The sequence below is a fragment of the Pseudomonas gorinensis genome (genome assembly GCF_042015035.1).
In the GTDB taxonomy this organism is placed as follows: Bacteria; Pseudomonadota; Gammaproteobacteria; order Pseudomonadales; family Pseudomonadaceae; genus Aquipseudomonas; species Aquipseudomonas gorinensis.
Window position 1 is genome coordinate 474,613 of record NZ_CP167125.1, and the last position, 12,444, is coordinate 487,056.

General features: G+C 62.5%; 6 protein-coding genes. All 6 read left to right on the forward strand.

Annotated features, from left to right (window positions below):
* The first annotated feature begins 247 nt into the window (after positions 1-247).
* Entirely contained in the window at positions 248-1,861 is a 1,614-nt protein-coding gene (locus AB7933_RS02160) for a glycosyltransferase family 39 protein (protein ID WP_041160808.1), read from the forward strand.
* An 86-nt stretch (positions 1,862-1,947) separates the two neighbouring features.
* Positions 1,948-2,811 carry a sulfotransferase family protein gene (locus AB7933_RS02165; RefSeq protein ID WP_024072683.1) on the forward strand — a complete coding sequence of 288 codons (864 nt, stop codon included), beginning with the start codon at positions 1,948-1,950 and terminating at the stop codon, positions 2,809-2,811.
* 51 nt (positions 2,812-2,862) lie between these two features.
* The gene (locus tag AB7933_RS02170; RefSeq protein ID WP_041160809.1) at positions 2,863-9,834 is read left to right on the forward strand and encodes an Ig-like domain-containing protein; all 6,972 of its coding nucleotides are present in this window, start codon (positions 2,863-2,865) and stop codon (positions 9,832-9,834) included.
* Positions 9,835-9,875: 41 nt separating this feature from the next.
* Positions 9,876-11,390 carry a TolC family protein gene (locus AB7933_RS02175; RefSeq protein ID WP_041160810.1) on the forward strand — a complete coding sequence of 505 codons (1,515 nt, stop codon included), beginning with the start codon at positions 9,876-9,878 and terminating at the stop codon, positions 11,388-11,390.
* Positions 11,374-11,985 carry an adenylyl-sulfate kinase gene (gene cysC / locus AB7933_RS02180; protein ID WP_024072686.1) on the forward strand — a complete coding sequence of 204 codons (612 nt, stop codon included), beginning with the start codon at positions 11,374-11,376 and terminating at the stop codon, positions 11,983-11,985. Before AB7933_RS02175 ends, cysC begins: the two co-directional genes overlap by 17 nt.
* A 9-nt stretch (positions 11,986-11,994) precedes the next feature.
* Positions 11,995-12,240 (forward strand): DUF2789 domain-containing protein, encoded by a 246-nt coding sequence (locus tag AB7933_RS02185; protein WP_024072687.1) that lies wholly within the window; start codon positions 11,995-11,997, stop codon positions 12,238-12,240.
* Positions 12,241-12,444: the final 204 nt, after the last annotated feature.

Below are 12,444 nucleotides of genomic sequence, written 5' to 3' on the forward strand. Positions count from 1 at the left end.
GCGTCAGGAGGACGCCAGCCGCGTAGCGGTAAGCCGCATAAACCGTTGAAACCCCGTGTGCGCCGGGCCTTTGCGCAACATCCCGAAGAGTGTGGGCAGGCAGGATGGTCAGGTGACCCCCAGCCGGTAACACAACGCCTGGCGGGTGCAAAACAGCAAGCGAAACCGAGGCTTTTGTCCTAGAGTGGCGCTTGTTTGCGCATGCGCAGGGTTTGCCTTGAAAAGAGGCAGTTTCAGAGGAATTGAGGTGCGACGGTCCGTGGTAGAACAAGACGACAAAGTTGGGTTTTTTCCCGCAGTCAGTCGCCTCTCGGCTGCCTGGGCGGGTGCCGGTTGGCTCAGCCGGCTATGGTGGGTGCCGATTCTGGCGCTGGCCATGGCCGTACGTTTTTATGGCCTGACAGCAGCGGCGATCTGGGGTGACGAAGGTTCGAGCCTGCTGCTCAGCGAATACGCGGTGGACGACCTGTGGTTCCACGCGGCCCATGATGTGCACCCCCCGTTGTATTTTTTCATGCTGCGCGGCTGGATCGGCCTGTTTGGCGACGGCATCTGGTCGATTCGCGGCATGAGCGCGATTCCCGGCGTGGTCGCGGTGGGCCTGGGTATCTGGCTGACGCGGCTACTGTCCACCTATCGTGCCGCCGTGCTGGCGGGTGTGCTGCTGGCGCTGTACCCCACTGCCGTGCGATACAGCCAGGAAGTGCGTATGTACTCGCTGCTGGCCGTGTGGCTGCTGGCTGCGACGCTGGCGCTGGTGTATTGGGTACGCCGCCCCGAGCGCACGCGCTACCTGGCGGCCTATGTGCTGCTGATGGCGGCCGGTTTCTATACCCATTACTTCATGGCCTTGTGTGTAATGGTGCATTGGGCCTACCTGGGGTTGTTGTACTCGTCCCAGGCACCTGGCCGACGGTTGCTCCTGCGCCCAGCGTGGTGGTGCGCCAATGTCCTGATTGTGGTGCTGTACTTGCCCTGGTTGCCCAACCTGGTGGACCTGGTGCAGCACGTCGAACAGCTCAAGACCGGGGGGGATATCGGCTGGGAAGACCCGGTCACGCTGATCTCCGTCCCGTCGATGATCTGGCAGTTCATGCTCCAGGACGAGGGCATCGGTTTCTGGACACCATTGTTCTGGTCGTTCCCGCTGCTACTGATCGCCGTCGTGGGGGTGACCGCCTGGCGTGATCGCGAAGCCCATCGGCCGGCCGGCCTGCTGGCGCTATTCTTCCTGCTGCCGCTGTTGCTGGTGTATGCGGTATCGTTTATTTCCCCGGTGTTCATCGAGCGCTACCTCACGGCGTATGCCCTTGGCTTGCCGATCATGGTGGCCCTGGCCATCGACCGCCTGCCCAAACGCCTGTCACGCTGGGGCGCCGCGTTCCTGGTGCTGTTTATCAGCGTGGAACTGCTGGGGCTGAAGAGCAATGCAACCGTGGACGACCGCGATAATTTCAACGTGCCGGTGGAGTTCGTCAACCGTAACTATCAGGAAGGCGACCGCATCGTCCTTAGCGACATGCTGTGGTACTTGAGCTACGTGTATTACGACCAGACTGACGCCCAATTGCAGCTCTATACCCCGCCCAAACCGGATGGCACGTCGACCCGGCCTAACGCGTATGGCTTCGGTACGCTGGTGGACCAGGACGGCGGGCGTATCTACCTCGATAGTCTGTCGGTTTTACCGGCGGATACGCGCCGCGTCTGGCTGATCAGCAGCACTGATTTGCCGGACGATTTTGCGCCGATTCCCACCGATTGGCGCGAACTTTTGCGCCAGGATGGCGGTGGAGCCAGGGCACGACTGTTCGTGCTTTGCCGCGGGCCAGAGCCTTCGCAGCCGGAGGGCTGTCGCTAATCGCGAATTGGCATTGAGAAAATGCCGAAATAGTGGCAAATGAACACTAGTTGACCCTGCAATCCTCTACTACGCTTCCACCATAAATGGATTTGTCCTACAAAGTGGTGAAAGGATTGCAGTATCACTTTATCTCCGGTCTGCCGCGTTCCGGCTCGACCTTGCTCTCTGCAATCCTGTTGCAGAACCCACGCTTTCGCGCCGGCATGAGCAGTCCCATAGGGTCGTTGTTCAATGGTGTGCTGGCGCAGTGCAGCGCCGGCAGCGAGTTTGGCTCGGTCATTGATCCGGACACCCGCCGCCGCCTGTTGCGCGGCTTGTTCGATGCTTATTACGGCGACAAACCCTCCACCCCGGTGGTGTTCGACACCAACCGCCAGTGGTGCGCGCGCATGCCCGCCCTGCATGACCTGTTTCCCCAGGCCAAGGTCATTGCCTGTGTGCGCAACGTGGCGTGGATCATGGACAGCCTGGAACGCCTCTATCGCGCCAATCCGTTCGAGAACACCAAGCTGTTCAACGACGACATCGAGCGCAACACCGTATACAGCCGTGTCGAAACCCTGGGCCAGCGCAATCGCCTCGTGGGCTATGCCTGGTCGGCCCTCAAAGAGGCGTACTACGGTGAAAACGCCGGGTCCATGTTGATCGTCGACTACGACCTGCTATCCCAGGCGCCCGAGCGCGTGATGCGGCTGGTCTACGAATTTATTGAGCAGCCGTGGTTCGAGCATGACTTCGACAACCTCAGCTATGACGCGCCGGACTTCGACGAGGCTCTGGGCGTCAGCGGGTTGCATCGGGTCAAGCCCAAGGTCGCTTTGCAGCCTCGGCGTACGATCCTGCCGCCGGACCTCTTCGAGCAGTTTGCGCATATGGATTTCTGGCGGGATGGCAGCCTGAGCGCCGCCAATGTAATTCGCACCAAAGCCGATGCCGCGATCGGCTGATCGCGGTTTTTTTCATTGCGGGTATCAGCATTCGACAAACGGGTGAGCAGCATGTGGTGGAGCAAAGGTAAGGCACGGCAGACAACAACAGGCGCCAACCCCCTGGCGACGCCGATGATCATGTTCCTGGAACCGCGCATGTTGTTTGACGGCGCGGTGGCCGCCACTGTGGCCGATGCCGCCCAGGCGGACAGCCATGCCACTGCCGACGCGGCCGCCAAGGCGCCGACGACCGAGCACGCCACCGCCAGCAAAGACACCCATGGGCAAACCGACGCGCCGGCCACACCGGCGCCGGTTGCCGTTCCGGGGCAGACCGTAGTGTTCGTCGACGCCCGGGTCAAAGACTCCGCCAACTTGCTCAAGGGCGTCGCCCCCGGCACCGAGGTGGTGCAGCTGGATGCCAGCAAAGACGGTCTGCAGCAGATTGCCGATTATCTGGGCAGCCACCAGGGCGTGAGCTCGGTGCAGATCCTCGCCCACGGCAACACCGGCGATTTGTGGCTGGGCAGCACCTATTTGTCGGCCGACAACATCGCGGCCCGCAGCGAAGTGCTGGCGCAGATCGGCCAGGACATGAATGTGGGCGGCGACATTCTGATCTACGCGTGCAACACGGCAGGGGACAGCAAAGGGCTCAACTTCGTCGACTCCCTGGCGCAATTGACCGGCCGTGATATTGCCGCGTCCAGCAACCGCACCGGCGAGGGTGGCGATTGGACGTTGGAAATTGCCACCGGCTCCATCGAGAGCCATACCGCGTTGTCGTACCAGGCGATGTCGGCGTACCAGTACGGGTTGGCCACGATCACGGTGGTCAACAACGGTGACAGTGGCGTCGGCTCATTGCGCCAGGCTCTGAGCGATTCGGTGTCCGGCGATACCGTCACGTTCAGTACCACCATGACGGTTAACCTCAACTCGCAATTGGTCATCAGCAAAAACGTCACCATCGCCGGTGATCTGAACCACGACGGTGTGGCGGATGTGACCCTCAGCGGGCAGTACAAGACTCAGGTGCTGAGGGTGGGCAGCGGTGTGACGGCGACGCTGGATGGCTTGGTCATCACCCAAGGCCTGGCGGCGGGGAATGGCGCAGCGGCGGGTGTCGACGGCACGGCGGCAATGGGCGGCGGTATTGTCAACCTCGGCAACCTGACCTTGAACAATGTCAGGGTGACCAGCAACGCGGCCTCGGGCGGTGGCGGGGGCGGTGGGGTCACCGCGCCCTACGTTGGCGGCGCGGTGGGTGGTGGTGGCGGCGGCGGCGGTGCTCTTGGCGGCCAGGCCGGCGGCCATGGCGGCACTTCGGGCTTCGGTACCGGCGTTTATGGTGGGACGTCCGGTAGCGCCAACACCGGTGGCAATGGTGGCGGCTACAACCCGAACTATATGGGCGGCCGTGGTGGCAGCAGCAGCGGCGGCGCGGGTGGCGTGGGGGCAGCCAACTACAGCAATGGCGGTGCCGGCGGCACCGCAAACAACGGCACTATTTCCATTGGCGGCGGCGGTGGCGGTTCCGGGTGGGACAAGCCTGGCCGGGCAGGGGCTTCGGCCAGTGGCGGTATCTACAACGCCAGCTCCGGCACCCTGACGGTCGTCGGCACTTCGGTGATCTCCAATAACATCGCGGCCGGCGGAGGTGGCGGTGGTGGCGGTGGCCTGGGGGGGTCAGCAGACTCGGGCGGCGCGGCGGGCAAAGGCGTTGGTGCGATCTGGAACAAAGGCACGCTGTTGATGACGGCCGCCAACTTTGCGGCCATGAGCGGCAACGTCGGTGGCAGCGGTTCCGGTGGCCCGGCGTTGGGTGGAGGCAGCACGGGTGCCTCCGTGGCTGCCGTGAACAATATCTTCAACGACGGCGGTACAGTGAACACCGCCTACGCACCGACGCCGTCCGCGACCATCGTAGTGGCGAACGCGGCCCAGCACATTGGCAGCACTTCGCAGGTGACCATTACCTTCAACCTGGCCGTCACCGGTTTCACCAACGCCGACCTGACGGTCTCCAACGGCACCTTGAGCAGCGTCATCTCCAATGATGGCGGCCTCACCTGGACGGCGACGTTCACCCCAGATGCGAGCGTGACCAGCGCGAGCAACCATATCGTGCTGGACAATACCGGTGTCACCGGCGTGTCGAATGGTCTGGCGGGCAGCGGTACCTCCACCTCCAATAACTACGCCGTCGATACGGTACGGCCGACGGCGACAGTCGCCGTGGCCAGCCCCGGGCTGAACCTCGGTGGCTCCTCCGTGGTGAACATCACCTTCAGCGAAGCGGTGACCGGATTCAGCCTGGCCGACATGACGGCCTCCAACGGCACCCTGAGCAGCCTGACCACCAGCGATAACATCCACTGGACCGCCACCTTCACGCCGACGGCTGGCGTCACCAGCGGCACCAACGTCATTACCCTGGACAACACGCTCTACACCGACACCTCGACCAACGTGGGCACCGGTACTACCACGTCCAATAACTACACCATCGACACCGTGCGCCCGACCGCAAGCGTGGTAATAGCCAACCCTGCGCTGAACATCGGCGGTACTTCCCTGGTCACCATCACGTTCAGCGAAGCGGTCACCGGCTTCACCAATGCCGACCTGACGATTGCCAACGGTACCCTGACATCGGTGACCAGCAACGATGGCGGTATCACCTGGACAGGCACGTTCACCCCGAGCGCCAGCATCACCGACGCCACCAACCTCATCACCTTGAACAACGCCGGCATCGCCGACCTGGCGGGCAACGCCGGCAGCGGTACGACCGACTCCAACAACTACACCATCGATACCGCGCGGCCGACTGCGACCATCGTCGTTGCCAACCCTGCGCTGAAAATCGGCGACACGTCGCTGGTGACATTCACGTTCAGCGAAGCGGTCACCGGCTTTACCAACGCCGACCTGAGCGTCGCCAACGGTACGTTGAGCGCGGTGACCAGCAACGATGGCGGTATCACCTGGACAGGCACATTCACCCCGAGCGCCAGCCTCACCGACGCCACCAACCTCATCACCCTGGATAACACCGGCATCGCCGACATGGCGGGCAATGCCGGCAGCGGTACGACCGATTCCAACAACTACGCCATCGATACCGCGCGGCCGACCGCGACCATCGTCGTTGCCGACTCGGCGCTGAAAATCGGCGAGACGTCGCTGGTGACATTCACCTTCAGCGAAGCGGTCACCGGCTTCACCAATGCCGACCTGACGATTGCCAACGGCACATTGAGCGCGGTGACCAGTAACGATGGCGGTATCACCTGGACAGGCACATTCACCCCGAGCGCCAGCCTCACCGACACCACCAACCTCATCACCCTGGATAACACCGGCATCGCCGACCTGGCGGGTAATGCCGGCAGCGGTACGACCGACTCTAACAACTACGCCATCGATACCGTGCGGCCCACCGCGACCATCGTCGTCGCCGACCCTGTGCTGAGCATCGGCGGCACGTCGCTGGTGACATTCACGTTCAGCGAAGCAGTCACCGGCTTTACCAACGCCGACCTGAGCGTCGCCAACGGTACGTTGAGCGCGGTGACCAGTAACGATGGCGGTATCACCTGGACAGGCACATTCACCCCGAGCGCCAGCATCACCGACACCACCAACCTCATCACCTTGAACAACACCGGCATCGCCGACTTGGCGGGCAACGCCGGCAGCGGTACGACCGACTCCAACAACTACACCATCGATACCGCACGGCCCACCGCGACCATCGTCGTCGCCGACCCGGCGCTGAAAATCGGCGAAACGTCGCTGGTGACATTCACGTTCAGCGAAGCAGTCACCGGCTTTACCAACGCCGACCTGAGCGTCGCCAACGGTACGTTGAGCGCGGTGACCAGCAACGATGGCGGTATTACCTGGACAGGCACGTTCACCCCGAGCGCCAGCCTCACCGACGCCACCAACCTCATCACCTTGAACAACACCGGGATCGCCGACCTGGCGGGCAATGCCGGCAGCGGTACGACCGATTCCAACAACTACGCCATCGATACCGTACGGCCCACCGCGACCATTGTCGTCGCCGACCCGGCGCTGAACATCGGCGGCACTTCCCTGGTCACCATCACCTTCAGCGAAGCGGTCAGCGGCTTCACCAATGCCGACCTGACGATTGCCAACGGCACGTTGAGCGCGGTGAGCAGCAACGATGGCGGTATCACCTGGACAGGCACGTTCACCCCGAGCGCCAGCCTCACCGACACCACCAACCTCATCACTCTGGATAACACCGGCATTGCCGACCTGGCGGGCAATGCCGGCACGGGTACCACCGACTCGAACAACTACGCCATCGATACCGTGCGGCCCACTGCGACCATCGTCGTCGCCGACCCGGTGCTGAACATCGGCGGCACGTCACTGGTCACCATCACCTTCAGTGAAGCGGTCAGCGGCTTCACCAATGCCGACCTGAGCGTCCCCAACGGTACGTTGAGCGCGGTGACCAGCAACGATGGTGGTATCACCTGGACAGGCACGTTCACCCCGAGTGCCAGCATCGCCGACGCCACCAACCTCATCACCTTGAACAACACCGGCATCGCCGACCTGGCGGGCAACGCCGGCAGCGGTACGACCGACTCCAACAACTACACCATCGATACCGCGCAGCCGACCGCGACCATCGTCGTTGCCGACCCGGCGCTGAACATCGGCGGCACGTCCCTGGTGACCATCACGTTCAGCGAAGCGGTCAGCGGTTTCACCAACGCCGACCTGAGCGTCGCCAACGGTACGTTGAGCGCGGTGAGCAGCAACGACGGCGGTATCACCTGGACGGCGACTTTCACGCCGACCAGCAACGTCACCGACGCCACCAACCTCATCACGCTGAACAACACGGGCGTCAACGACCTGGCCGGTAACGTCGGTACGGGCACCACGGATTCGAACAACTACGCCATCGATACCCAGCGCCCAACCGCCACCCTTGTGGTTACCGATTCAGCCCTCGGCATCGGCCAGACCTCACTGGTGACCATCACCTTCAGCGAGGCGGTCAGCGGCTTTACCAATGCCGACCTGACGATTGCCAACGGCACATTGAGCGCGGTGAGCAGCAACGATGGTGGCATCACCTGGACCGCGACGCTGACCCCTGTGAACGGGGTGACTCATGCAAACAACGTCATCACCTTGGATAACACCGGCGTCACCGATTTGGCGGGCAATGCCGGCAGCGGTACGACCGACTCGAACAACTACGCCGTCGACAGCCAGCGGCCGACCGCGACCATCGTGCTCGCTGATACGGCGTTGGTCGCCGGTGAAACGTCACTGGTGACCATCACGTTCAGCGAGGCGGTCACCGGTTTCACCAACAGTGACCTGAACGTGCCCAATGGCACCCTCACGGCGGTGAGCAGTGCCGATGGGGGTGTGACCTGGACCGCCACCTTTACTCCGACCGCTGGTATCAAGGACACCACCAACCTGATCACCCTGAACAACACGGGCATCGCCGACCTGGCAGGTAACGTCGGCACAGGCACCACCAACTCGGTCAATTTCACCGTCGACACCGTACGCCCAACCGCGACCATCGTGGTGGCGGACAATGCGTTAAATATCGGCGAGACCTCATTGGTCACCATCACGTTCAGCGAAGCGGTCAGCGGCTTCACCAACGCCGACCTGACGATTGCCAACGGCACCTTGACGACTGTGAGCAGCAGCGACGGCGGTGTTACCTGGACGGCGACTTTCACGCCGACCAGCAACGTCACCGACGCCACCAACCTGATTACCCTCGACAACAGCGGCGTTCAGAACGGCTCGGGCAATACCGGCAGCGGCAGCACCGATTCCAACAACTACGCCATCGATACCCAGCGGCCGACGGCAACCATAGTCGTTACCAACGACAGCCTGAACATCGGTGCCACTTCGCTGGTGACCATCACCTTCAGCGAGGCCGTCACCGGGTTTGATCTTTCGGACCTGAGTGTCGCCAATGCCGTGCTATCCAACCTGGCGAGCAATGATGGCGGCAAAACCTGGACCGCGACCCTGACGCCGACCGCCGCCATCACCGATGCGACCAACCTGATCGTGCTGGATGCCGGCCAGGTTAACGACACGGCGGGTAACGTTGGCACCGGCATCGCGATCTCGAATAACTACGCGATCGATGGCGAGCGCCCTACCGCGACCATCAGTATCGCCAACCCGAACTTGACCGTCGGCCAGACGACTACCGTGACGTTCACCTTCAGCGAGAAAGTCAGCGGCTTTAATCTGGATGCCCTGAGCGTGGCCAACGGCAGCTTGTCCAACCTGGTCACCGGTGACGGTGGCAAGACCTGGACTGCGACCTTGACGCCAACGGCCAACCTCAATGACCCGAGCAATTTCATCACCCTCGATAACCGCTTGGTGAATGACCTGTCGGGCAACGCGGGCAGCGGCTATGCCAACTCCAACAATTATGCGATCAACACGGTAGCGCTGACCGGCGACCCATTGTTCCGCGTCACCGATCCGGCACCGCCTCAAGACGCACCGAACCCACCCTTGCAACCGATCGTGTTTGGCCGGCCGACGGGCGTCCTCGGTTCACCCATCGGCTTCCCGCCGTTGTTCGAGCAACGTGAGCTGGGGGCGGGCTTGCCGCCGGTGGGCAGCATCTTTCTGCGCAACGGTGCCTTGGCTCCCAGCTATATCGCCCAGGTATTCGGCACCGATAGGGCCGGTGACAGCAGCGCCAGCGGCTTTTTGGGCTTGGGCGGCGGCGATGGCGGGGTGTTTGGTTCAAGCACCTTGTCGAGCCTGTTCAATCGCGAAACCCACGGTGACGATAGCCCCCTCAAGGCGTCCGACAACCAATCGATCAAAGGCCCGGGCGATCCGGTCCAGGGGGCGCGCGGCATGTTTGGCGCGCCGAGCCTCGGCCAGCAATTGCAGCTGCTCAAAGACACAGAACAGCGCCAAGTGATGGACCTGGCGCACGCACTGCAACAAGTCGGCATCAGCGAAATGCAGGCTTGAACACACTTAACTCCAGGCGTAGTAACAGGGGCATTACAAGGATGAAGACACGTCATATGTTGTTCGGTGCCAGTGTGCTGGCGCTGGCGATCAGCGGTTGTGCAGTCACCAGCGAACCGATTGAGCGCAGTGTCAGCGAGCAGCGAGCCCGCAACGACCTGCACGGCATGTACAAGGATCAGGAGCCGTTGAGCGGCGCGTTGACGCTGCACCAGGCCATGGCCCGCGCCGTCAAATACAACCTCGAAGGTCGTTTGAAGGTGATGGAAGAGGCCCTGGCCAAACGCCAATCGGATCTCTCCAGCTTCGACATGCTGCCGCGCATGGCCTTGTCCGCAGGCTATGCCGGACGCAATAACACCAACGCTTCCAGCAGCCAGAGCGTGCTCACCGGTACCCAGTCCCTGGAGCCGTCGACCTCCCAGGACCGCGATCGTCGCGTGGCGGACCTGACCATGGTGTGGAACGTACTCGACTTTGGTGTCAGCTACATCAGCGCCAAGCAGCAAGGTGACCAGCGCCTGATCATCCAGGAACGTCGGCGCAAGGTCATCAACACCATCGTCCAGGACGTGCGCTCGGCCTATTGGCGAGCCGTGGCGGCCGAGCGCTTGCTGACCCAGATCGATAGCCTGATGGCGCGGGTCGACAAAGCCCAGGTCGATAGCCAAAGCATGAGCGAGCAGCGCATCGGCGACCCGGTCCAGGCCCTTGGCTACCAACGCTCGCTGATCGAAGCCACACGCCAATTACAGGAACAGCGCCGTGCCTTGTCCCTGGCCAAGACCGAGCTGGCGACCCTGATCAACTTGCCCATGGGGACTGAGTTGAGGCTGGCCACGCCGGACGACTACACCGTGCCCCAGCTCAAGGTCAACCTGGCCAGCCTGGAACAGGAAGCCCTGGCCAATCGGCCGGAATTGCGCGAGCAGGATTACCAGAGCCGCATCAGCGCCGCCGAAACCCGCAAGGCCATGTTGCGCCTGCTGCCGGGCCTGGAGTTCTCCGCCGGTGGCCACTACGACAGCAACTCGTTCCTGGTGGACAATCGCTGGGCCGACTACGGCGCCAAAATCACCTGGAACCTGTTTAACGTGATGTCCGCGCCCGCCGCCATCGACGTGGCCAAGGCCGGTGAAGAAGTCGCCACCGCAAGGCGCCAGGCCATGTCTATCGCGGTGCTGGCGCAGATCTATGTGGCCAACGCCAACTTCCAGGACGCCGTGCGCCAGTTCAAGACCAGCGAGCAACTGGCCAATATTGACGGGCAAATCCTCACCCAGCTGCGCAATCGACACGAAGCGGCTGGCCTGGGCGAACTCGACCTGATCCAGGGCGAGCTCAGTACCTTGCAAGCCGACCTGCGCCGCGACCTGGCTTACGCCGACCTGCGCAACGCCTACGGCCAGATCTTCGCCAGCGCCGGTCTCGACCCGCTGCCGGAGCAACTGGACTCCGACCGCGTGCAAAGCATCGCCACCGCCCTGGCCAGCCGTGAATCGGCCTGGGCCGCCGGCAACATCAGCGTACCGGTGCCGCGTGCCGTCGCCCAATAACCTGGTAGCGCCCACGGCGAGCATCACCCGCCGTCAACGCGAGGCGCGCAATGGCCATCGGGGTGTGGCGATCCTGCTCACCGGCCTGCCCGCCTCGGGCAAGTCGACCCTGGCCCAGGGCCTCCAGGCCGCGTTCTTCGAACAAGGCCGCCAGAGCATCGTGCTCGACGGCGACGCCTTGCGCGTCGGGCTCAACAAAGACCTGGGCTTTGCCGACGGCGACCGTCTGGAAAACATCCGCCGCGCCAGCGAACTGGCGGCGCTGCTGGTGGACAACGGGCAAATCGTGATCCTGGCGATGATTGCGCCCCTGGTGCAATTGCGCGCGGTCTTCGCCCAACGCCTGGGGGCCGATTATCGGGAAGTGTGGTGCAGTGCCTCGCTGGCGGTTTGTGAGCGGCGCGACCCCAAAGGTCATTACGCCCGCGCCCGCAGGGGTGAGCTACCGGGGTTTACCGGCATTGGTTCGCCCTACGAGCCACCGCCCCACGCTTCGCTGGTACTGGACACCGGCGTGCTGTCGACACAACAGAGCGTCGAACGGTTGTTGGCCTGGCTGGCGCCTGAACTAGACTCTGGGGAATTGTCTTCTTAGGAGCCCGCCATGGAATCGCCTGTGCACAGCTTGCCGTCACTGTTCAAACAGCTTGGGCTGGCCGATGACCGGGTCAGTATCGAACAGTTTGTGGCGGCTCATTCACCGCTTAAGCCGGAGCTGCATCTGGCGGATGCGTTTTTTTGGACGGACAGCCAGAGAGCGTTTTTGCGCGATGAAATCTGCGAGGACGCGGATTGGGCGGAAGTGGTGGATGAGTTGAATCTGATGTTGCGGAGTGGGCGAGGAGGGTAAAAAAATCTTTTGAAAGTTGTCTGAAGCCGACACCGATCCAAATGTGGGAGGGGGGCAATCCCCCTCCCACATGGCTTATGCGATTGCTGAACATCCAACCCTCCCACCACCTATCCGCTAAATTGTTTCAAAACTTGACGCAATTTGATCTCTCCGCCATATTGATAGTTAGCAAACTAACAGTGTGCGAACTATCCAGTGCCT

What these genes read in the sequence shown, in the direction of transcription:
- AB7933_RS02165 (WP_024072683.1), top strand. Translation starts at nt 1,948, where the DNA reads ATGGATTTGTCCTACAAAGTGGTGAAAGGATTGCAGTATCACTTTATC.
- AB7933_RS02170 (WP_041160809.1), top strand. Translation starts at nt 2,863, where the DNA reads ATGTGGTGGAGCAAAGGTAAGGCACGGCAGACAACAACAGGCGCCAAC.
- AB7933_RS02175 (WP_041160810.1), top strand. Translation starts at nt 9,876, where the DNA reads ATGAAGACACGTCATATGTTGTTCGGTGCCAGTGTGCTGGCGCTGGCG.
- AB7933_RS02185 (WP_024072687.1), top strand. Translation starts at nt 11,995, where the DNA reads ATGGAATCGCCTGTGCACAGCTTGCCGTCACTGTTCAAACAGCTTGGG.